This window comes from Streptomyces sp. NBC_01445 (genome assembly GCF_035918235.1).
Lineage (GTDB): Bacteria > Actinomycetota > Actinomycetes > Streptomycetales > Streptomycetaceae > Streptomyces.
Genome location: NZ_CP109485.1, coordinates 1,294,202 through 1,316,044, shown reverse-complemented (window position 1 = coordinate 1,316,044; position 21,843 = coordinate 1,294,202). Strand labels below are relative to the sequence as shown.

The window sequence follows — 21,843 nt, the reverse complement described above, 5'->3', positions numbered from 1 at the left end:
GTGGATGCCGAAGAGCTCCTCCTGCCCCGGTCGCAGCTGGCGAACGAGCGGCTGCACGCCATGATCCCCGGGGGCGCGCACACCTACGCCAAGGGCGACGACCAGTACCCCGAGAACCTGGCCCCGGTCATCAGCCACGGCCGCGGTGCCCACGTGTGGGACATCGACGACAACCGCTACATCGAGTACGGGTCCGGCCTGCGGTCGGTCAGCCTCGGCCACGCCCACCCGCGCGTGCTCGAGGCGGTGCGGCGGGAACTCGACCGCGGCAGCAACTTCGTCCGGCCGTCCATCGTGGAGGTCGAGGCCGCGGAACGCTTCCTGGCCACGGTGCCGACCGCCGACATGGTCAAGTTCGCGAAGAACGGCTCCGACGTCACCACCGCCGCGGTGCGCCTCGCCCGCGCCGTCACCGGGCGCACGCGGGTGGCCATCTGCGGCGACCATCCGTTCTTCTCCGTCGACGACTGGTTCATCGGCACATCGCCGATGTCCGCCGGTGTTCCGGCGGCGACCACCGAGCTCACCATGGCGTTCCCCTACGGGGACCTGGCCGCCACGGAGGAGCTGCTCACCCGGTACCAGGACGAGGTCGCCTGTCTGATCCTCGAACCCCTCGGCCACACCGAGCCTCCCCCCAGCTCTCAACTTCTCCCCGAGCCTTCGGCCGGGAGGTGCCCCCGGAGCAGTGGAGACCCCACTCCCGGGTACCTCGCCGGCCTGCGCGAGCTGGCCGACCGGCACGGCTGTGTACTGATCTTCGACGAGATGATCACCGGTCTGCGCTGGTCCGAGGCGGGCGCCCAGGGTCTGTACGGCGTTGTTCCCGACCTCTCCACGTTCGGCAAGGCGCTGGGCAACGGGTTCGCCGTGTCCGCGCTGGCCGGCCGCCGCGATCTGATGGAGCGGGGCGGCCTTCGTCACTCCAGCGAGCGGGTGTTCCTGCTGTCCACCACGCACGGTGCGGAAACGCACTCGCTGGCCGCCGCGACGGCCGTGCTCACCACCTACGTCGAGGAGGGCATCACCGCACAACTGCACGCCCTCGGCGAGAGGTTGGCCACCGGTGTCCGCGAGGCCGCGGCGAGCATGGGCGTCGGCGACCACGTCGTCGTCCGGGGCCGGGCCAGCAACCTGGTCTTCGCCACCCTCGACGAGAACGGGCAGCCGTCGCAGCAGTACCGCACCCTGTTCCTGCGCCAACTCCTCGCCGGTGGGGTGCTGGCCCCGTCGTTCGTGGTGAGCAGCGCGCTCGGCGACGCCGACATCGACCGCACTGTCGACGTGGTGGCCCAGGCATGTGCGGTGTACCGGAAGGCACTGGACGCCGCCGACCCCACCCCCTGGTTGGCCGGGCGGCCGGTGAAGCCCGTATTCCGCCGCTTGGCGTGACGTGACGTCAGCGTCGCGCCCGCCGACCGGCGGTGGCCGTCCGGTCGCCCAGCCGGTCGGCCGTCCGGTCGACCAGCCACGCGGTCGCCGGTATCACCACCAGCGCGGTGCACCAGCCGCCGACGACGTCGGTCGGGTAGTGCGCGCCCAGGACGACCTGCGCCCAGCCCATGGCGGCGCCGCCGACCAGCGCCGCGGCGAGCACGAGTGAGGTGCCGGCCGTCCTGCCGAGGCCGAACCGGCCGGTCGCGAGCAGCGCCACCACGAAGGCGAGTGCAGTGGCGAAGGCGGTGTGCCCGCTCGGGTACGACAGGTTCTCGTCGCCATGGATGGTGCGTCCCACCAGTTGCTTGAGCAGTGTCGTCGTTCCCACTGTGATGCCGACGCCGGCAACGACGAGCACCGCTGCACGAGGAAGCCGAAGCAGCACGCAGCCCGTCACGGTGGCCGCTACCAGCATCGCCGCTCCCACGGGGTCGCCCAAGAAGTCCGTGGCCACAGCGACGTGCCGCCACAGCGGCCCCACACCCTCCACCGCCGCCCAGATCCGCGCGTCCACCCTGCCGGGCCGGCCGGACCCGGCATACAGGACCCCGAGCACGACGACCACCAGCGCGGCGAGGGCCGCAACCAGCCCGAGCCGCATCCGCAACGACGGGGGCAGCACCACGGGCGCCGGCCGACCGGTCACACGCCCACCGCGTCCGGTCGCCCTGCGGTGGTGACCTTCTTGTCCACCGTGCACAGCGTCGGGCGTTGCGGGATTGCGTCGCCGCCCTGCCGGTGCCCCGCGACGGAGGGGCGTTGCTTCCGGGCGACTCCGGTGACCATAGGTCCGGACACGCCACGGCCCAGGTGTCCCGTCAGGTCCGCGGCTGCCACGAGCAGGTCGGAAACGGCATCGTCGCGGCCACTGCCGGCCGTGCCCGTGCCAAGAGCATCGCGTCCGGGACGTTGGTCGCCGGCTGCTTCTCCGGCCCCGACGACAAACCCGTCAAGCACGAACTGGACTCGGGCGACCTCCAGGTCCGCTCCGGCCTGACGATCCAACGCGAGCCCCCGTCGTGTCCGACTACCCTCCAGCGTCCACAACAGCCCTGCGGACACCGGCTCCTGGCCTGTACGACTCCGCGGGAGCCGTAGCCTGTGCAGCCTCGAACTTACCGGCCTGGCCTGCCCTACGAGCAGTACGACACTACGGAGGTCGGGTACCTGAGGGTCAACGTACCCTTCAGCGGGTTCTTGCGAGGAACCCTGGGCGTTCGCGCCCGGGAGGAATCGCATCCACGGGGTGCGACGCGGAGCGTCGCCGTGATGTGCCGCAGGCCATGACGGCTGCGGAGCGGCCCGGGGCGTTCCGGCGGAGACGGGCTACGGCGGTGTGCGCGGTCAGGGCTGGGGCGGGTTTCGCTCGTTCGGGTGAGGTGGGGCGAACGTGTGGTGGGTCTTCGTCCAGGTGTATAGGTTCGCTGATCGTGAAGCTGGTGGTGCGGGTGAAGCTGCTGCCGACGCCCTTACAGGCGGCGGCACTTGAGGCGACCCTGCACGCCTGCAACGAGGCCGCCACCTGGGCCGCGTCCGTCGCCTTCGAGAAAGAGGCGCGACGTCCGCTGGAGCTCCGCAAGCACACCTATGCCGAGATCCGGGTCAGGTGGGGCCTGGGCGCGCAGGCCGCCCAGCACGCGATCAAGAAGACCTGCGATGCCTACACCACCTTGAAGGCGAACCTCCGGGCGGGACGTTACGGGCGGCCCGGTTCCAGGCGTCATGCCCGGGCCTCGGGCAAGCCGGTGGTTTTCCGGCCCCAGGCGGCGCAGCCTTACGACGACCGGATGCTGTCCTGGCAGCACCAGGCACACACGGTATCGATCTGGACCACCGCAGGCCGGCTGAAGAACGTGGCGTTCACCGGGCAGGCCGAGCAGCTGGAGGTCCTTGCCGCGCACCGCAAGGGGGAATCCGACCTGGTGTGCCAGGGCGGGAAATGGTTCCTGATCGCAACCTGCGAGATCCCCGAAGCCGCCCCGAACACCCACCCGGTCGGGTTCCTGGGCGTCGACCTGGGGATCGTGAACATCGCGGTCACCTCCGACGGGGCACGACACTGCGGTCGCCGGATCAACCGCAAGCGGGAACAGGATCGCAAGCTGCGGTCCAAGCTGCAGAAGAAGAACACCAAGTCCGCCAAGCGGCGGGCGAAGAAGTACGCGGGCAAGGAAGCCCGGCGGAACAAGGACATCAACCACAAGATTTCGAAGCGGATCGTGGCGGAGGCTGAACGCACCGATCGCGGGATCGCCCTGGAGACACTCACGGGCATCCGCGAGCGGGCACGGCTGAGAAAGCCCCAACGCACCACGCTCCACTCCTGGCCCTTCGCCCAGCTCGGCTCGTTCATCGCCTACAAGGCGAAGCGGGCCGGGGTGCCGGTCGTGCACGTCGATCCGGCCTACACCAGCCAGGAATGCTCCCAGTGTCATCACACCGCACGCGCAAACAGGCCCGCCCAGGCCCGCTTCGCGTGCCGGGTCTGCGGATTCGTTGATCACGCGGACCACAACGCGTCCCACAACATCGCCCACCGCGGGTGGTACGTGTGGGTCTGCGGGGCTCAGTCAACGGCCCCTGAACTCACCCTCATCGCGTGAGTCCTGGACGCAGCCGAACCCATCACAGCCAGTGATGACTCGAGCAGCAAGCCCGGTCGTTTCACGACCGGGTAGTTGACGTACCCGACTCGAGGCCCTAGAAGAACCCGAGCTTCTGCGCCGAGTACGACACCAGAAGGTTCTTCGTCTGCTGGTGGTACACGGCCCTAGTCGCTTCTGACCTGTGCTTAGGGGGAAATTGCATGGTGTGACGCCGAGTTGGTCCGAGTCTGGTCCGGATCTTGGCGTGCTGCCTGGGGTGCTGACGAGTGGGCCACCGAGATACCACATGGCACAGGTCGGCAGAACTGTCCTCATGCCGGAGGCAGTCGGTCGGCCATCTCGAAGCGTTCACGCAGCACGTGGAACTGCGACGGGCAGGTTACGGGCTGTCGAACGAGGTGCGGGCCAATTCGGTATCCGGCTGGGTGAGTTCGAAGCGCAGGTCGATCAGTCGACGTCCCACGGCTCAACGTCCGTGTGGGGAACAGCTGATCATGCACCGAGGAGAAGTTGGCGTAGACCACTGGTTTCCTCAACCCTCGGAGCTGCCGCCCGATACGGCAGGCCGGTCTCAGTCGCTTCCGGAGTCGGCGAACGCCCAGTCCACGCCGTACGGGGCAAGCTGGCCCGTGATCCGGCGGCGTAGGTCGGGGTCGGAGACGGGAGGCAGGGATACCGTCGGGCGGCCGTCGGCCAGGTCGCATCGGATCTCCTTGTGGGAGTAGGCGATGCCGATGGAGGCCAGAGCGCTGGAGAAGGCGCGCCGGGTGGCGTCGAGGTGCAGGGGGATCTTGGAGGGCTTGCCGATGTCGGTCAGGGGCAGCGCCGACAGGACGATGACGTCCTTGGGGGCCGCGGCTCGCTCGGGTACGTGTCGTGCGGCGAACGCGATCAGTTCGTCGGGGCAGGTGTCGATGCCGGGGGACAGGGTGACGTAGGCGACGGGGACTTCGCCGGAGTGCGGGTCGGGGCGGCCGACGGCGCTCGCTCCGGTGACGGCCGGGTGGGCGAGGAGTGCGTCCTCGATGACGGCGGGGTCTATGTTGTGGCCGCCGCGGATGATCAGGTCCTTCGCGCGGCCGCGCAGGTAGATGAAGCCCTCGGCATCCACGCGCGCGAGGTCACCAGTGTTGAGCCAGCCGTCGCGCACACTGCCGAGGCTGTCCATGCGCGGTCCGTCGGCGTCGTGGCCGACGACGTAGCCGGGGAAGACGGTGGGGCCGCTGATGGCGAGGATGCCGGGTTCCCCCTGAGGACGGTCGTGCCACTGGCCGTCGCTGTCGATCCGTACCGTCTTCACCTGCTGGTAGGGCATGCGCTGGCCCGCCGCCTCGGGGCGCTGGTGTTCGCGCAGGAAGCTTCGGGCGCTGCCACAGGTGGCCTCGGTCAGGCCGTACCCCTGGCACAGGGGGACGCCGGTGTGGTCCTCGAACGCCGCGCGTACCGCCGAGGGCAGAGGGGACGCCCCGACGATCGCGAAGCGCAGCGAGGTGATGTCCGCGTCGAGCGGCACCCGGGCGAGCCCGGCGTAGACGGTCGGAACGGCGGACATGGTGGCGATCCGGAAATGTTCGACGATCTTCCAGATGACCTTGAACAGCGCCGGTTCGCGGTATCCGAGGGGACCGGCCCACACGCTGTGCTGACCGCGCAGCAGCGGTGCCAGCAGTGTGACGACGAGGGCGTTGACGTGGAACAGCGGCAGCCCGGCGAAGAGTGCGGAATCGGGGTCCAGCAGGCTGTTGGCCGCGATCATCCAGGCGTCGGTCACCTCGTTGGCGTGGGTGTGCGCGGCCAGCTTGGGGGCGCCGGTGGTGCCGCCGGTGTGGAAGTACGCGGCCAGGTCACCGGCTTTCGGGGGTACCACCCCGGGACGGAGTTCCGTCGGCTGGGCGGCGGCCGCGATGTGCAGATGGGCGACCTCGACCCCCTCGACCGGCTCCAGAGCTGGTACGGGTTCGGGCGCGCCGACGGGACGCAGCGCGAAGAGTGCCGAGCAGCGGAGCGATGCCGCCACGGTGCGGGCCGTCCGCCATGCGCCGGGGTCGAGTTCGGGTCCGGCCGCGACCAGGATCCTTGCCCCGCCCAGTCCCAGCAGGCGTTCGGCGTGCTCGGCGGCGAGGGAAGGGTTGACGGGTGCGGCGATGCCCGCGAGCTGTGCGGCCAGGAGCGTGGCGGGCAGCAGGCCGGTGTTGGGGGTCAGCAGGCCCACGGCGGTGGTACGGCGGACACCGTGCTGGTGGAACAGGTTCGCGATGCGGTGTACCTGGTCGCGCAGCTGGGCGAAGCCCACGGCCTCGCCGCGCGTCCACTGCTCCGCGCTGGGCAGCACGGTGAGAGCCGGCCGGTCGGGCCACAGCATGGCGGCGCGGGCCAGAACGTCGTAGGTGGAACCTGGCAGGCCGCGATCCTCGAGTGCGAGGGACTCGATCGTCTTCAGGTCGCCCGGCTGGTCGTACGTCGGCCAGAGCGGATCGGGTTGAGGGATGTTCACGGCAACTGCCTTCCGAGAGCGGGCTGGTGGAGGTGAGGAGGGATCCGGTTCGGTCTCAGCCGATCAGACGCTTGAGAGCGGTATTGATCCATGCTGTTGCTTCGCCGCCGGCCGGGCTGAGGTGGTCCATGCCCTAGAAGCCGCGGACGAGTCCGTCGAACTGCTGGTGCTCGACACGTACTGCGGAGTCAGGGGTGGGCGCCGCCTAAAGGGAGGGTGGGCGGCACCCTCCTGTATGTCCGCGCCGGGTGGATGCCCGTGCATACGGATGAGACCGGATGGTCGTTCCGCGTCAGCTCAGCAGGGCGGCGCAGAGGGCGGCGCGGGCCGCTCTGCCTTCGGGGATCGGCAGGAGGGGGTAGACGTGGAGCATCTCGGGCGCCTCGTGGAAGTCCAGCTCGACGCCTGTGGCCGTGGCGCGGGCGGCCAGTCGCCGTGCGTCGGCGTTGACGATGTCGTGGGTTCCGCTGAACAGCGTGATCGGGTTCAACCCGGTCAGGTCGGCGAGCAGAGGGCTGACGTGCGGGTGGTCGATGGGGAGCGCGCCGCGGTAGAGGTCCCCGGCGTAGCGCGCACCTGGGACGGCGAGCCAGGGGTCGCGGTCCTCGAGCAGGGTGATGCGCGGATCGGTCAGGCTGATGTCCAGCCAGGGGGAGATGAGGACGGTGCGGGCGGGCGCGGGCTGTCCTCGGTCCCGCAGATGGACGGCGACGGCGAGGGCCATTCCGCCGCCGGCGGAGTCTCCGATGAGACTGAGCGCCGTGTCGGCCCCTTCGCCGAGGATCTCGGCGGCCAGGTCGGTGACGGCCGGCACCACCTCGGCCGCGGTCGCCAGGGGAGCGAGGGGGTAGATCGGCACGGTGACCCGGGTGCCGGTCTCGACGGCCACCTGGGCGATCAGCTTCCAGTGCTGGGGTGCTATCTCGTTGATGTACGCGCCGCCGTGCAGATAGATGGCCCGCCGTCCGGAGTCGCGAGTGCCGTGCGGGGTGACGTCGTAGACGGGCCATCCGGCCACACGGCGTACGGCGAGGTCGACCGTGCGCTCCAGTCCGGGCGGCGGTGCGTATCCGGTCGGCCGGAGGGAACGGGCGAGGGCCTGTTTCCGGACGGCCTCCGCCGAGCTGAACACCTTCTTGGCGCCACGGAGCCGCACCACGGTCGGCATCGCTCTGCTGATCAGGCTCGGCACAGTACGGCTCCGTTCTCGAGGTCCTTGGACGTCGGTGTTCTTCGGTGTCACGTCAGGTCGGTGTTCTTCGTCTCGGGCATCCGGTGCACCACGACCAGGGCGAGGAGCAGCAGGACCACCGTGTAGCCGAGGAAGAGGTCACCCTTCCCGGTGCTGGTCAGCCACGTCTGAAGATACGGCGCGCTGCCGCCGCAGGCGGCCACGGCGATCGCGTAGGGGAAGCCCACGCCTGTCGTGCGGAGACGGGTTGGGAACATCTCCGCGAACACCGCGGGGGTGATCGCCGCGCCTGCGGACATGAAGAGCATGGCCGTCGTCATCGATACGGCCAGTTGCCAGACCTGGTCCTGGATGAACCAGTTCAGGGGGAAGGCCAGCATGGCTCCGCCGATGTAGGAGCCGTACAGGACGGGCTTGCGGCCGACGCGGTCGGAGAGTGACCCGAATAGGGGCAGCGTCAGGAGGAAGACCAGGTTGGCGAGGACTCCCGCCCACAGCGCGGATGATGCGTCGATGCCCTTGAGGGAGATGGCCTGGGCGGGAGCGGAGACGGCCCAGGTGTAGTAGACGACTGTTCCGCCCAGGGTGAGGCCGATCACGCGCAGGCACGCCGCCCGGTTCTCCCAGAAGCCCCGCCACACGGAAGGGCGCGGCTCGTCGTGTGGGGTGTCGGCCTGCTTCTCGAAGGCTTCGGTCTCCTCCAGGCGGAGCCGCATGATCAGCGCGTACAGGCCCAGAAGTCCACCGATGACGAAGGGCACCCGCCAGCCCCACGCGTGGAGTTGGTCCTCGCTCAGGAAGGAGGCCAGGACCGCCCCGATCACGGTGGCGACCATGATGCCGCAGGTGCCGGAGATGTAGATCAGGCTCGACCAGAGCCCGCGCCGTTCGCGGGGGGCCATCTCCGCGACGTACGTCTGGGCCGCGGGAAGCTCCCCGCCGTGGGCCAAGCCCTGGACGAGTCGCGCGAACACCAGCAGGGCGGAGGCGCCCACGCCGATCGTGCCGTAGGTCGGTGCGAGGCCGATCAGGAGGCTTCCGGCGGCGGCCAATCCGATGGAGCCGACCATCGCCGCACGCCGCCCTTTGCGGTCGCTGAGCCGGCCGAAGACCAGGCCGCCCAGGGGACGCATGAGGAAGCCGACGGCGAAGATGGCCAGGGTACTCAGGAGCGCCGAGGTCGGATCAGCGGAAGGGAAGAACTGCGAGGCGAAGAAGGGGGTGAAGATCGCGTAGACGTTCCAGTCGTACCACTCCAGGGCGTTGCCCACGCCGGTGCTCATGATGGTGTGGAGCCGGGACGGGGCTGGGGCGCTCTTCACCGTGGTGCCGGGCGTGCCGGGTCTGTTGGCCGAGGGCGCATGGTTGGGCACGGGTTCCTCCTGGGGGACGAGACACAGCGTGGACGAGCTGTGTACGGCGGTGCGGCGGTGCGAGGGACGCGGCGGGTGGGAGCCGCGGACGGAGTGGTCAGGAGGCGGGGACCGACGTTGCCTTCGACAGTCGCCGCAGGGCGAGTTCGGCGTAGAGCGCGGCGCCGTCCCCGAGCACGCGGTCGTCGAAGACGGCCCTCGGCGAGTGGTTGTACGGGGCCTGCTGTACGTCCCGGTCGGGCGGGCAGGCACCCAGGACCACGAACGCGCCGGGGATCTCGTCGAGTACCCGGGAGAAGTCCTCCGAGCCGGTGGCCGGCTGGGGCGCCCACGCGAAGCGTTCCTCTCCGTGCACCTCCGCCACCACTTCGGCGACGAACTCGGCTTCGGCCGCGTCGTTGACGGCGAGGGGGTACAGCTCGGCGAAGTCCACCTCGACATCGAGTCCGTGGGCGGCCGCGATACCCCGGCACACCTGCACGGCGCCGTCCTTGATCCGGCCGTGCGACGACGCGGAGAACGACCGTACGGTCGCCGTGAACCGGGCCTCGTCGGGAATGACATTGGCGGCCGTGCCCGCGTGGAAGTCGCCGACGGTCAGTACCACGGGGTCGAACGGATCGAACCTGCGGCTGATGAACGTCTGCAGCGCGGTGACCATCTCGCACGCCGCCGGTACGGGGTCATTGGCGACGTGCGGCATCGAGCCGTGACCACCCGCACCGCGGACGGTCACGCGAAGGCTGTCGGAGGACGCGAGGATCGGGCCCCGGCGGGTCGCGAACATCCCGCTCGGGAGTACCCCTGACGTCACGTGCAGTGCGTAGGCGGCCACCGGCCGCTCACCGGAGGCTTCAAGGACCCCTTCGCCCAGCATGTGGCCGGCGCCGTCCTGACCCTCCTCGCCGGGCTGGAACATGAAGACCACATCGCCCGCGAGCTCGTCCCGGCGAGAGCTGAGGAGCTGCGCCGCGCCGACGAGCATGGACGTGTGCAGGTCGTGACCGCAGGCGTGCATGACCCCCTCCGTACGGGAGGCGTACGGAAGATCGGCGCGTTCCGCGACGGGCAGCGCGTCCATGTCACCGCGCAGGAGCACCGTGGGACCGGGACGGGCACCCCGCAGGACCGCGGTGACGGAGGTCAGCCGGTTCCCTGTGGTGACCTCCAGCGGCAGCCCGCCCAAGGCGGCCAAGACCTTGTCCTGCGTGCGCGGCAACTCCAGGCCCAGCTCCGGTTCGGCATGCAGCGCCCGCCGCAGGCGGACCAGATCACCCTGCACACTCCACGCGTCCTCGCGCACCGACACCCTTGTCCCCTTTCACTGACGTTCACCTCGCTGTCGCTCGGTTGCCAGTGATGATGGATACTCGACACGTACGCTCATCCAATACGCAGGATTTTTGTTCCATGCCTGATCGTTTGCAGGAATCTGCTCAACCGGCACAACTGGACGAGGCCGACCTCAGCTTGGTCAACACGCTGCAGATCGACCCCCGCGCCCCCTGGTCGCGCATCGGACGGGCACTCGACCTCGACCCCGTCACCGTGGCCCGACGCTGGTCCCGACTGACCGAGACGGGCGTCGCGTGGATCACGGCACAGCCCGGGCGCGCTCAGATCGCGCAGGGCTTCGTGGCCTTCGTAGAAGTGGACTGTGCGGCCGGCCGTGCGCTCGACGTGGCCAACACCCTCGCGCAGTGGCCCCACGTCATGACCGTGGAACACACCAGTGGCGGCCGGGACTTGCTGCTCACCGTGTCGATGCCCACGCTTCCCGCCCTCTCCGCATACCTGCTCGAACGCCTCGGCACACTCCCCGGAATCAGCGCCACCCGCACCCAGCTCGGCACCCATGTCTTCGTGCACGCCACCGACTGGCGCCTGCGCGCCCTCGACCCCCGCCAGCGGGCTCACATCACCGCCGAACGCCCGGCCAGGTCGCCGTCGACGCCCCAGACGTTCACCGCGCGGGACCGGCTCCTCAGCGTGCGCCTCGGGGCCGACGGCCGTACGTCGCTCACGGACCTCGCGCAGGAGCTGGGCGTCGGGATCACCACCGTACGAAAGCGTCTCGCCCTCCTCATCGCCAACGAGGACCTGGAGCTGCGCTGCGAAGTGGCTCAACCCCTGTGCGGCTGGCCGATCTCCACCTCGATCTGGGCCCAGGCCCGGATCGACGACCGCGACGCCCTGAACAGACTGTTGGCCGCCGTACCAGAGATCCGGGCGTGCATCGGCCTCGCCGGGGGTACGGCGAACCTGCTCATCAGCGTCTGGCTCCGCTCCCTCACCGAGGCCCGCGGCCTCGAATCCCGCCTCACCAGCGCACTGCCCCAGCTGAAGGTGCTGGACCAGGCCGTCTCGCTGCGCTTCGTCAAGCGCATGGGCCGCATCCTCGACCCGGCAGGCCGCAGCGTGAGCACCGTCCCCATGGACATCTGGTCCGATCCTTCCTGAAGCCATGCGTCACAGCGGACTACGGCCGCCACGCCGCAGCTCCCGGTGCCGGGCCAGGGTCTTGAGGGCGAGGTCCTTGAGCAGGTCGTCGTCGACTTCCACGGCATCCGCGGCGTTCTTCAGGAGCCGGGCGTGCAAGTCCTTCGCCACGTCGGCCAGTTGACGGTCGTCTGCCAGGTTGACCGTCTCGTCGGGGTCGGCGACGCGGTCGATCAGGACGAGGTCCTCCTCTTCGCTGTCGCGTGGTGGGCGGCCGTCGATCCGGACGGTGGCGTCGAGGCGGTAGCGGTCGGTGCGGATGCACGAGCGGCGGGGCCAGCCTCGGCCGTCGTCGTAGGTTCCGTGCTGTTGGTTGGGGAAGGCCCGGCTCCATGGTGCGCCGTAGCCGATGGTCGAGAAGATCCCGGTCGGTGCCGGGTCGTGGAAGAGGTCGCGTCCGTCGAACGACTCCGGTGCCTCGATGCCGCACAGCCCGAACAGGGTCCGGGCCAGGTCGAGCGACTGGGCCAGGTCGGTGCGGACCTGGCGCGCGAGGCGTCCGGGTGCGCTGATGATCAGCGGCACCCGGTGGGAGCCGCGGGCGAAGGTGTGTTTGCCGTACGCCCCGTTCTCGCCGAGGTGGGCGCCGTGGTCCGAGGTGAGGACGACGACGGTGCGGTCCGCAACTCCCTTGGCGCGCAAGGCGTCCATGAGGACGGCGAGTTGGGCGTCGACCCAGCTGACCAGGTTGTGGTACGCCGCGTGGGCCCGGCGGGCCACGGCCGGGTCGGCGTCCTGGCCGCCGCCGCTGACTTCGGCGAAGCGCCGCTCGAACCGGCTCACCGGCGCCCGTGAGCCGGGGAGCACGTCCGGGAAGTCCTCCGGCCTGTGCACCTGCCCGTACGCGTGCGGAACGATCACCGGAGTGTGCGGCTGGAGGAAGGAAGCCCGTACGAGGAAGGGTTCCTGGGCCTGTGCGATCCAGGCGGCGGCGTTCTCCGTGACTTGGGCGGGGCCGTACGGCTGTCCTTCGGGGAGCGTGCCGGCGACGACCGTCTTCCCGTTCGGGGTGACCGTCAGGGCGCAGTCCGCCGGGTCCCGGCCGCTGAGCGGGTCGCGCATGGCGCCGCCGGCGGGGTCGTGCAACTGCCACGGGGTCAGCCCGGCCGGGATGTGTTCCTTGCCAAAACTGGCCGTGCGGTAGCCGTGGCGGGCGAAGACCTCCGGGAAGGTGGTCAGGCCCGGTGGCAGTGGGAAGCCGTCGGCGTATGCCTCGTTGTGGTAGACGCCGGTGCGCTCGGGTGGCTGACCGGTGAGCAGGGCGGTGCGGGAGGGCACGCAGACTGGGGAGTTGGTGTAGCACTCCTTGAACACGGCTCCGGATGCCGCGAGTTCGTCGATGGCGGACGTGTGCGGGCGGAAGGGGCCTGTGGCGTAGCAGCCGAGCGCGTCTGCGCGCAGCTCGTCGCAGTACAACCACAGGACGTTGAGAGGCCCGGCGGGCGGGGCGGACTGCATGGAAGTGGAGTGCCTTTCGTGGAGTGCCGTCATGGAGGCGGCCGGGTCTCAGGCGTCCTTGGCGGGTACGGCGATGACGGCCGAGAGGCGGGTGTCGGCGACGCTGTGGCCGGCCAGTACCTGGTACTCGCCGGGGATCGTCGTCCAGCCACCGGTGTTCTCGTCCCAGAGGATGAACGCGCGCTCGGGAAGCGGGATTTCAGCCGTTGCGGCCTCGCCCGGTTCCGCGGTGACGGCGGCGAATCCCGCGAGGCAGCGCTCCGGCCGTTCCGCGGTGTCGGGCCGGGTGGGGGCGACGTAGAGCTGGACCACTTCCCGGCCGGTGCGGTCGCCGGTGTTGCGCAGCCGGATGCGGGCCGTGGTGGTGTCCGTGATCTCGATGTGCTCGTACGTCCAGTCGGTGTAGCCGAGTCCGTGGCCGAAGGGGTAGGCGGGGGCGGTGGCGTGGCGTTGCCAGGCGCGGTAGCCGATGAAGACGCCCTCGTCGTAGCGCAGGACGCCGGCGGTGGGGGTGACCTGGGTGACGGGGGCGTCGGTGAGGCGGGCGGGCCAGGTGGTGGGCAGGCGGCCGCCCGGCTCGGCGTGGCCGAGGAGCACATCGGCCAGGGCCGCGCCGCCCTCCTGCCCGGGGAACCAGCTCAGCAGTACCGCGGCGACGTCCTCGCGCCACGGCATCTCCACGGGGGCGCCGGAGTTGACGATCACGACGGTGCGCGGGTTGGCGGCGGCGACGCGGGCGACGAGTTCGTCCTGGCGCCCCGGCAGGCGCAGGGTGGCGCGGTCGAAGCCCTCGCTCTCGACGTGTTCGGTGGTGGCGACCACGACGACCGCGACGTCGGCGGCGGACGCGGCGGCGACCGCTTCCTCGATGAGCTGGTCGCCGTCGCGTTCCGGCGCCCGGTGGGCGAGGCTGAAGGCGACGCCGCGCAGCGGGCCGATGGCGCCCTTGGGTGTGTGGTTGAGGAGGCTGACGGTGACCGGGCGGCCCGCTTCCAGGTCCGCGGTGCGGCGCGGCACACATCGGCCGATCAGGACCGCGTCCATCGGTTCCGTGGCCTCCGGGTCGTCCACGCCTTCGTACACGACGCTGCCGTCCACGGTGAGCCGGAAGTCGCCGATGCCGCGCGTGCCGAAGTGGTGGGTGCCGCTGTCTTGTGGGGTGAAGGTGCCGGTGATCTCGACCGAGTCCAGAGCCTCGAAGTCGGCGCCGTCGGGCAGTGCGTCGGCCGTCCAGCGCAGGTTGCCGACCGGCAGTGGGCACTCGGCGAGAACCGATCCGTGCGCGTCCCGCAGGACGGCACGGAGCGTGAACTCTTCCGCCACGATGGAGAGTTCGTTGTCCGGGTCGGCGCCCAGGGCATAGTCGAGTGCTACGTCTTCCGGGAGCGCGGCGCGCAGTCCGTCCAGCGGGGAGACCACATGGGCGGGGAAGACCGTGGCGGAGCCGCCGCCGAGGATGCGGGCGTCGCGGGCGGCCCGGCCGATGAGCACGATGCGGGGCGTGCTGGAAGCGTCCAGCGGCAGCGTCCGGTCGCGGTTCTCCAGCATCACGATCGACCGGGTGGCGATCTCTCGGGCCACGGCCTCCCCGTCCACGGGCGCGGGGCGGTCGTCCTGCCCCACGACGGGCGGGGCGCCCTTCAGCAGGCCGAGGCGTGCGGCGAGCAGCAGGACGTGCCGTACGGCGGTGTCCACCGTGGACTCCGCCACCCGGCCGTCGCGCACGGCGGCGGCGAGCGCCGGGCCGAAGACGGTGAAGGGGCCCGGCATGGCGATGTCGAGTCCGCCCTCGATGGCCCGCACGGTGTCCCGGGCGGCCAACCAGTCGGAGACGACGACGCCGTCGAAGCCCCACTCCTCACGCAGGACGCCGATCTGGAGCGTGCGGTGCTCCGTCATGGTGGACCCGTTGACGGAGTTGTAGGCGGACATCAGCGCCCAGGGCCGGGCCGTGGCGATGATCTCCCCGAACGGGGCGAGGTAGAGCTCGCGCAGGGCGCGGGCGCCGACCTGGTTGTCGACGGTGAAGCGTTCGGTCTCGGCGTCATTGGCGACGAAGTGCTTGACGGTGGCGGCGACGCCGCTCTCCTGGAGTCCCGTGACGTAGCCCGCGCCGATGCGTGCCGTGAGCAGCGCGTCCTCCGCGTACGACTCGAAGTGGCGGCCGCCCAGCGGGGAGCGGTGCAGATTGACGGTGGGGGCGAGCAGGACGTGCACTCCCTTGCGGTGGGCCTCCTGCGCGAGGGCACGGCCGGCCGTGCGGGCCAGCTCCGGGCTCCAGGTGGCGGCAAGCGCGGTGGGGCTGGGCAGGGTGAGGGCCGGGTCGTCGGGGTCGAACTCGGGTCCGCGCACGCCGACGGGTCCGTCCGACATGACCACGGACTCCAGGCCGATCTCCGGGACGGCCGGCAGGGACCACAGGTCCTGGCCGGCCAGCAGGCGCGTCTTCGTGTCGAGGTCGAGGCGGCCCAGGGCGGCCTCGACGGCGGCCAGACGGTTGGTGTGGTTCATCGTTGGTTCCCTTGCGTGGGTGCGGGGATCGTTTACGACCGGGCGGGTGCGGCCGGGGCGGGCAGAGCCACGTCGGGCCGGCGCGGGTCGGGGTCGGCCGGGATGACGTCGGAGGTCTCCACCAGCCAGCGCAGCACGGCGTCGTGCAGGCGCCGTTCCACGTCGGCGTGTTCGGGGCGGCCCGCGAGGTTGGTGCGCTCGTGCGGGTCCTCGGCCCGGTGGTACAGCTCGGGCTGCTCGTACAGCCGCCACACGTACGTCCACTCCTGGTCCCGGGCGGCGACGGCCTTGCCCACTAAGGTCGGGTCCTGGTGCTGGAGGTCGGACTTCAGGTCGTACGGGAAGTCGGCCCGCTCCATCTGCGGTTCCTCATCGACGGTGAACCCACCCTCGGTGAAGGCGAGTTCGCGGTGTGGCGCCGACGGGTCGCGCAGCAGAGGCAGGAGGCTGCGGCCGAAGTGGCGGTGGGGCGCGGGCACGCCCGCGAGGTCGAGAACGGTGGGCAGGACGTCGACCATCTCCACCATCGCGTCGCACTCCCGGCCGCCTTCGCCGAGCCCGGCACCGCTGATGATCAGCGGGTCGCGGGTGATGCAGTCGTGCATCGCGGACGGCCACTTCTCGATCACCCCGTGATCGCCGAGGTACTCGCCGTGGTCGGCGAAGAAGAGGGTGACGGTGTCGTCCGCCGCGCCCGCCTGCTCAACTGCCCTGGAAATGCGGCCGATCTGGTCGTCGAGGCGGGACACCATGCCGTAGTACGTGGCCACGACCTCGCGCCACTGTTCGGGGGTGACCTCGTCCAGGCCGTGGGCTTCGCGGACGGCGCGCAGGTAGCGCGGTTCACCGGAGGGATCGCCGGGCGGGGCCGGGTCGGGCACCGCGCCGCGGTCGAACCGGGAGAACCACGGCTCCTCCACCTGGAACGGGCAGTGCGGCGCCACCAACGGCACGAACAGCACCCAGGGCCGGTCCCGCGGGGGCTCGCGCAGCCACTGTTCGGCGGTGCGCACCGCGGCCTCGTCGAAGTCGATCCCGCCGTCGTCGGGGACCCGGCCCCGGTAGAACAGCCGGGACCAGACGCCCTCGGGGTAGTCCCCGCCGTAGAGCCGGGTGGGCCAGGTCGAGAAGCCGTACTCGTCGACGCTGGACTCGGTGACGCCGGGCGCGAAGGTGTCGCCGCGCATTCCGGCCCACGTGACGTGGTAGCCGGCGTCCTTGAGGATGCGCAGGAGGTTCGGCTCGTGGTCCTTGAGCAGATGGGTGAGGGTGCGGTGGCCCGCGGTGTGCGGGTACCAGCCGGTGAGGATCGAGGCGCGGCTGGGCGAGCAGACCGGGTGCTGGACGTAGGCGTTGCTGAAGCGCGTGCCGCGCGCGGCGAGCGCGTCTAGATGCGGGGTGTCCGCGTGCACGTTGCCGAAGGCGCCGAGCGCGTCCGCACGCAGCTGGTCCGGCATGAGGATCAGGAAGTTGGGGCGGGCGGTGCGGGTGCTCATGAGGCGTTCTCCGGGTGCGGGGCCTGGACGATCTCGGTCACGGTGGTCATGCCTGCTTCGCTCCTCCGATGGTGGCGGCGGCGCGGCGGGCCAGCTCCGACCGGACGGCGGCGGCGTCGCGCACGTAGGGCCGGTAGAGCAGCGTCACCAGGGCGCCGTTGGCCAGCATGAGGACGACAGCCAGCCACAGGAATGCCGTCTGCAGGCCGAACGCGTCGCCGAGGTAGCCGACCAGGAGAGAACTGATGGCCCACCCGGCGGCCTCGACGGAGAGCATCAACGCGAAGGCCGCACTGCGCAGTTCGGGCAGCACTACCGACATCACCACCGGCCGGTTGATGCCGGGATTGACGCTCTGCACGCCGCCCACCAGGCCGAACACCACCATGTACACCCACATCGGGCCCCAGTCGATCTGGGTGGCGGCGTAGGCGACCACGGCATAGGCGACGATCGCCGTCTGCATGGCCGCGATCCGGCCGGTGCGCGGGTGCCGCCGGTGGACCCGGTCGGCGACGAAGCCGCCGAGGAACGTGCCGAGCAGGTAGGTGACGGTGACGGCCGGTGTCACCAGGGAGGCGGTGGCGTTGGTGAAGCCGCGCTCGTCGACCAGGAAGGTGACTCCGAAGCTGATCAGGATGAACTGCCCGGTGGTCAGGCGTTGTACGCAGATCAGCAGCAGGGTGCGGTTGCGCAGCAGGCCGCGGAACTGGGCCCGGGTCAGCCGGGCCACGGCGGCCGGTCCGGAGCCGGCGCCGTCCCTGGCGCCGACGCCCGGGTCGCGGAGGAAGGCGAGGATCAGCACGCCGAAGACCACCTGGACGGTGCCGGAGGCGAAGAATCCGTACCGCCAGCCGTTCTCCACGTCCGAGAGCAGGCCGAGCAGCGGACCCGTGATACCGAGGCCCAGCGCCGCGATGCCGTACAGCACACCGGCCGCGCGGCCGCGGTCGGCGTCGTCGAAGAGGTCGGCCACCAGGCCGTTGACGAGCGGTCCGCCGCCCGCGATCCCGGCGGAGGCGATGGTGCCCAGGACGAGGAGCTGGACGAAGTTCTGGGCCAGGCCCATGGCCGCGGTCCACACGCCCCAGAATCCGCAGCACACGGCGAGGACGTTCTTGCGCGGCCATCGGCGGGCCAGCGCGACCCAGAGGGGCCCGGCGACGGCGTGGGCCAGCTTGCTCGCGGCGACCAGCTGGCCGAGCGCGGCGAGCGGAAGCCCGAGGGAGGCGCGCAGCGCGGGAAAGAGGACGGACTGGACACTGGACTCGCTGTTGTCCACATTCAGCAGCCCACCCAGGAGGGCGAGTTGACGCCATCGGCGAGGGGCGCCGGGCGGTGGCGCCTTCGTGGGCGGCGGGACGGATCGCACGGGTACGGGCGGCACTGGTGGTACGGCATCGGTGGGCATCTCGGCTCCTTTGCCGGTGCGGGGTGCGTGCGCGGGTGGGGAGGCTCAGCCGCCCTGCTGGGTGGGAGTGCGCTGGTCACGGGTCTGCAGCAGGTGGACCCAGCGTTCGAGGAGCTCCGCGGTGCGGGGCCGGTCGGGGGCATGCCAGGACACGGGGATGTTCAGCGTGGCGAGGCGCTGCTCCAGGTCGTCGGCGAGGTGGGCGCGGTCGGTGGCGCGCAGGTGCGCGGCGTAGCGGGCGGGGTCGTTGTAGTACGTGGGCCCGGTCTGCAGGGTGGTCTGCATGGGGTCGGGCAGGGCGCCGGGGCGGCCCGCGTACTCGTGCCACCACTCGGCGAGATGAGACCGCATCAGTGCCACGAGGTCGGGCTCGTCGTCCCTCAAGTCCCGTGTCAGGTATGGGTCCTTGGTGACGTCGAAGAGTTGCTCCCACTCGGTACGGAAGCTGCCGGGGTGGTAGGTGCGGATGTAGAGGTGGTCGCGGGTGCGGACGGCGCGCTGGTAGGTGTGGGCGCCGTGGCCGAGGACGAGGTACTCGCGCGAGTCGATGTGCTCGCCGCGGACCGCGGGTGCGAACGACTCTCCCTGCCATCCGGCAGGGACGTCCAAGCCGAGCAAATCGCACAGGGTCGGGGCGAGGTCGATGTTGTAGAGGAGGGCGTCGTTGCGGCGGGCCTCCTCGGGCAGCCGGTCGGTGAGCCCTGGCCAGTGCACGATCAGCGGGACCCGTTGGACGGGCTCGCTGGCGTGCCCGTGCTCGGCGTACGAGCCCAGCTCGCCGAAGGACTCCCCGTGGTCGGCACTGACGATCACCGCGGTGTCGTCGGCGATGCCCAACTCCTCCAGTGCGGCCATGAGTTGACCGAAGTGGTGGTCCCAGTAGGAGATGGCGCCGTCGAAGCCGTTGATCAGGTGCTCGAAGTCGGCGCGGGAGCGGATCGCGTCCGGCATGTTGTGCGGGACGGGCGAGGTGCCCGCGCCGCGGATCGAGTAGTGCAGGTCGAGAGCGCTGCGCGGGCCGTACACCTCGGCGTGCGCGGCGATCGTCTCCTCGTCCGGCCAGGACTGCACGGGCCCCGAAGCGGCCATCTCCTCGGTCCACTCGGCGGGCTGCGTGTAGTTGGTGTGCGGGTCCCAATAGGTCAGGTGCAGATACCAGTTGTCGTCGTCGGCGTGCCGGCGCAGCCAGTCGATCGCGGCGCGGTTGACGTCGTGCGCCTCCTCGTCACCCATCCGGTCGGTGGCGCGGATCGACTCGCGGAAGTTGGCGTGGAAGAAGTACGCGCGGTGGCGTTCGGCGAAGACCGACACGGCGGCGGTGTAGTACCCGCCGAAGCCGAGGCGTTGGCCGAGCAGTGGCCGGTCGGGCTCGGGGCCGTGCCCGGCGTCGAGCCGGAACTGGGCGGCCGGGCCGAAGTGCCCGATCACCCCGTTCGTGATGCCGAACTGGCCGCTGGTCAGCGCGGTGCGGGACGGCAGGCACGGAGAGTCGGAGCAGTAGTAGCGGTCGAAGGTGACGGACTTGTCGGCGAGCTTCTGCAGGTTGGGGGTGGTGGGCCGGTGATATCCGTACGGGGTGGTGTGGTCGGCGCGGAGGGTGTCCACGTCGACGTAGATGATGCGCATATGTGCGGCTCCCGGTCGGGGATCGGGCAAGGGGCGACCGCCACGTGGCGGTGCGGCTCGCCACGTGCTGCGGAAGCGGTATGGGGGATGTCGAGGAGGGGCCAGGTGGGGCGGGGTCAGCGGCCGAGCCGCGCCTCCAGGCGGGCCTCGGTCAGCTGGAGCCAGGCGATGTAGGAGGCCGCGAACGCGTAGCCGTGCTCGTGGGCCATGGTGTGCACCTCGCGGGCCCAGTCCCCGTCGAGGCCGTCGATCTGCGGCTCGTACGGGTCTGGGACGTACAGCGTGGCGCTGAGCGCGTCGTGCTTGAGCCGGTATGCCAGCTCGGTGCGTACGACGTCCAGGGCGATCTCGGGGTCGAGCTGCCCGGCGAAGATGAAGCGCAGTTTGAACTCGGGGTCCATGGGGCGCGGCGACGGCTCGTACGGGGAACGCGCCCACGCGAGCAGCGCCTGTTCGCCCACCTCGGTGAGCCGGTAGACCTTGGCGTCCGGGCGGCCCTCGCGCGGGTCGACATCGAAGTCCACCCAGCCGCGCTCCACCAGGGTGCCGAGCCTGCGGTAGATCTGCGGCAGCTTGACGCCGTAGCCAATGTAGCGGCCCGGACCCTCCATCCAGCGACGGAGGTCATAGCCGGACAGGCGGCGAAGCGCCAGCGCACCGAGGATCACGTAGTCGAGCTGCATCCGAACCTCTTATGTTCGCAGGAACCTAGTTAGGCTCAGATTCACCCGCCTCCCGGACGGTGTCAAGAGTCTTCACGCGGGTGCAACACAGCGGAAACCCGCGTGTCCGCTGGAGCTGTCCGGACTGTTGGCGGTGCGGGCCGCGACGCGGTAGCGGTTGCAGTACGAGACGTGGCACATGTGCGAGCCGCCACGGATCACCTTGTCCGAACCGCCGCGCGGGCCTTGGGGGTTGACGAGCGGCCGGGCGGATCCGTGGTCCGTGGTCCACCAGTCGGCGCACCACTCCCACGCGTTGCCGGAGGTGTTGTACAGGCCGAAGTCATTGGGCTCGAAGGCGTCGACGGGGGCCGTGCCGCGATATCCGTCGACGGCGGTGTTCTTCGTGGGGAAGGTGCCGCGCCAGATGTTGCAGCGGTGGCTGCCGTCGGGGTCGAGCTGGTCACCCCAGGGGTAACGCCGTTGTTCGAGCCCTCCGCGGGCGGCGTACTCCCACTCGGCCTCGGTCGGCAGCCGCTTGCCCGCCCACGCGGCGTACGCGGCGGCGTCGTTCCAGGACACGTGCACGACCGGGTGGTCACCGCGCCCCTCCAGCGTGCTGCCGGGTCCCTCCGGCCGGTCCCAGGCGGCGCCCCGTACCCCGCACCACCAGGGGGTTCGCTCGGGCCGGGGAGCGCCGCGCCGCAGAGCCGCCGGCAGGAAGCCGGCGAACACGTACGACCAGCCGATGCGCTCGGCGTCGGTGCGGTACCCGGTGGCCTCGACGAACGTCGCGTACTGCTCGTTGGTCACCGCGCACACGTCGATGCGGAACGGGTCGAGCCGCACCGCCCGCACCGGCCCCTCGCCGTCCCCGGCGAAGCCCTCGGCGTCGTCCGCGCCCATCAGGAACTCGCCGCCCGGCAGCGACACCATCCTCCGCCCGTCGGGCACCCGGCCCGGTGCCGCGGTCAGGGGTACGGCCACGGAGGCGGCCGCCGGTCCTCCGCCGGTCGGCATGCAGCAGCGTGCGGGGGCGCGGGTATCGCTCATCTCGGCTCTGATCCTCCGGGTACCG

General features: G+C 70.8%; 16 protein-coding genes. 3 read left to right on the top strand and 13 right to left on the bottom strand.

Going from position 1 to position 21,843, the window contains the following annotated elements; all coding sequences use genetic code 11:
* Positions 1 to 1,392, top strand: coding sequence for a glutamate-1-semialdehyde 2,1-aminomutase (locus OG574_RS06305; RefSeq protein WP_326772256.1), 1,392 nt, complete (start codon positions 1 to 3; stop codon positions 1,390 to 1,392).
* Between the two features lie 7 nt (positions 1,393 to 1,399).
* On the opposite strand, the gene OG574_RS06300 is transcribed toward OG574_RS06305, so the two are convergent.
* Both OG574_RS06300 and OG574_RS06295 read right to left on the bottom strand, forming a co-directional pair.
* On the bottom strand, positions 1,400 to 2,083 hold the full coding sequence (locus OG574_RS06300) for a phosphatase PAP2 family protein (protein ID WP_326772255.1): 684 nt from the start codon (positions 2,081 to 2,083) through the stop codon (positions 1,400 to 1,402).
* Positions 2,080 to 2,442 (bottom strand): hypothetical protein, encoded by a 363-nt coding sequence (locus OG574_RS06295; protein ID WP_326772254.1) that lies wholly within the window; start codon positions 2,440 to 2,442, stop codon positions 2,080 to 2,082. The genes OG574_RS06300 and OG574_RS06295 overlap by 4 nt, the downstream gene beginning before the upstream one ends.
* Positions 2,443 to 2,867: 425 nt before the next feature.
* Between OG574_RS06295 and OG574_RS06290 the strand changes: the two genes are divergently transcribed.
* Complete coding sequence (locus OG574_RS06290) at positions 2,868 to 4,040, top strand: RNA-guided endonuclease InsQ/TnpB family protein (protein WP_326772253.1); 1,173 nt, start codon at positions 2,868 to 2,870, stop codon at positions 4,038 to 4,040.
* A gap of 574 nt (positions 4,041 to 4,614) precedes the next feature.
* On the opposite strand, the gene OG574_RS06285 is transcribed toward OG574_RS06290, so the two are convergent.
* The 4 genes from OG574_RS06285 to OG574_RS06270 form a co-directional block, all read right to left on the bottom strand.
* On the bottom strand, positions 4,615 to 6,537 hold the full coding sequence (locus tag OG574_RS06285; protein ID WP_326772252.1) for an acyl-CoA synthetase: 1,923 nt from the start codon (positions 6,535 to 6,537) through the stop codon (positions 4,615 to 4,617).
* Between the two features lie 292 nt (positions 6,538 to 6,829).
* Positions 6,830 to 7,729 (bottom strand): alpha/beta hydrolase fold domain-containing protein, encoded by a 900-nt coding sequence (locus tag OG574_RS06280; RefSeq protein ID WP_326772251.1) that lies wholly within the window; start codon positions 7,727 to 7,729, stop codon positions 6,830 to 6,832.
* Between the two features lie 47 nt (positions 7,730 to 7,776).
* On the bottom strand, positions 7,777 to 9,102 hold the full coding sequence (locus OG574_RS06275) for an MFS transporter (RefSeq protein WP_326772250.1): 1,326 nt from the start codon (positions 9,100 to 9,102) through the stop codon (positions 7,777 to 7,779).
* 97 nt (positions 9,103 to 9,199) lie between these two features.
* Positions 9,200 to 10,411, bottom strand: a complete 1,212-nt coding sequence (locus tag OG574_RS06270; RefSeq protein WP_326772249.1) for a M20 metallopeptidase family protein — start codon at positions 10,409 to 10,411, stop codon at positions 9,200 to 9,202.
* A 101-nt stretch (positions 10,412 to 10,512) separates the two neighbouring features.
* On the opposite strand from OG574_RS06270, the gene OG574_RS06265 reads away from it, so the two are divergent.
* Entirely contained in the window at positions 10,513 to 11,562 is a 1,050-nt protein-coding gene (locus tag OG574_RS06265) for an Lrp/AsnC family transcriptional regulator (RefSeq protein ID WP_116505670.1), read from the top strand.
* A gap of 9 nt (positions 11,563 to 11,571) precedes the next feature.
* On the opposite strand, the gene OG574_RS06260 is transcribed toward OG574_RS06265, so the two are convergent.
* The 7 genes from OG574_RS06260 to OG574_RS06230 all read right to left on the bottom strand — a co-directional run bounded on the left by OG574_RS06260 (position 11,572) and on the right by OG574_RS06230 (position 21,818).
* Positions 11,572 to 13,059 carry a sulfatase family protein gene (locus OG574_RS06260; RefSeq protein WP_326772248.1) on the bottom strand — a complete coding sequence of 496 codons (1,488 nt, stop codon included), beginning with the start codon at positions 13,057 to 13,059 and terminating at the stop codon, positions 11,572 to 11,574.
* A 48-nt stretch (positions 13,060 to 13,107) separates the two neighbouring features.
* Positions 13,108 to 15,570 carry a beta-glucosidase gene (locus OG574_RS06255; RefSeq protein ID WP_326772247.1) on the bottom strand — a complete coding sequence of 821 codons (2,463 nt, stop codon included), beginning with the start codon at positions 15,568 to 15,570 and terminating at the stop codon, positions 13,108 to 13,110.
* Positions 15,571 to 15,602: 32 nt separating this feature from the next.
* A complete protein-coding gene (locus tag OG574_RS06250; protein WP_326772246.1) occupies positions 15,603 to 17,066 on the bottom strand; it encodes a sulfatase-like hydrolase/transferase in 1,464 nt (487 codons plus the stop codon).
* Between the two features lie 46 nt (positions 17,067 to 17,112).
* Complete coding sequence (locus OG574_RS06245; protein WP_116505662.1) at positions 17,113 to 18,477, bottom strand: MFS transporter; 1,365 nt, start codon at positions 18,475 to 18,477, stop codon at positions 17,113 to 17,115.
* A gap of 45 nt (positions 18,478 to 18,522) precedes the next feature.
* Positions 18,523 to 20,103 carry a sulfatase family protein gene (locus OG574_RS06240; RefSeq protein ID WP_326772245.1) on the bottom strand — a complete coding sequence of 527 codons (1,581 nt, stop codon included), beginning with the start codon at positions 20,101 to 20,103 and terminating at the stop codon, positions 18,523 to 18,525.
* A gap of 116 nt (positions 20,104 to 20,219) precedes the next feature.
* On the bottom strand, positions 20,220 to 20,786 hold the full coding sequence (locus OG574_RS06235) for a PadR family transcriptional regulator (RefSeq protein ID WP_116505658.1): 567 nt from the start codon (positions 20,784 to 20,786) through the stop codon (positions 20,220 to 20,222).
* Between the two features lie 72 nt (positions 20,787 to 20,858).
* Positions 20,859 to 21,818, bottom strand: a complete 960-nt coding sequence (locus tag OG574_RS06230; RefSeq protein ID WP_442816795.1) for a formylglycine-generating enzyme family protein — start codon at positions 21,816 to 21,818, stop codon at positions 20,859 to 20,861.
* Between the last annotated feature and the right edge of the window lie 25 nt (positions 21,819 to 21,843).

Bases quoted from the DNA above. Each gene is read 5' to 3' on its own strand.
- OG574_RS06245 (WP_116505662.1), bottom strand. From the start codon at position 18,477: ATGCCCACCGATGCCGTACCACCAGTGCCGCCCGTACCCGTGCGATCC.
- OG574_RS06255 (WP_326772247.1), bottom strand. From the start codon at position 15,570: ATGAACCACACCAACCGTCTGGCCGCCGTCGAGGCCGCCCTGGGCCGC.
- OG574_RS06230 (WP_442816795.1), bottom strand. From the start codon at position 21,818: ATGAGCGATACCCGCGCCCCCGCACGCTGCTGCATGCCGACCGGCGGA.
- OG574_RS06250 (WP_326772246.1), bottom strand. From the start codon at position 17,066: ATGAGCACCCGCACCGCCCGCCCCAACTTCCTGATCCTCATGCCGGAC.
- OG574_RS06260 (WP_326772248.1), bottom strand. From the start codon at position 13,059: ATGCAGTCCGCCCCGCCCGCCGGGCCTCTCAACGTCCTGTGGTTGTAC.
- OG574_RS06235 (WP_116505658.1), bottom strand. From the start codon at position 20,786: ATGCAGCTCGACTACGTGATCCTCGGTGCGCTGGCGCTTCGCCGCCTG.
- OG574_RS06240 (WP_326772245.1), bottom strand. From the start codon at position 20,103: ATGCGCATCATCTACGTCGACGTGGACACCCTCCGCGCCGACCACACC.
- OG574_RS06265 (WP_116505670.1), top strand. From the start codon at position 10,513: ATGCCTGATCGTTTGCAGGAATCTGCTCAACCGGCACAACTGGACGAG.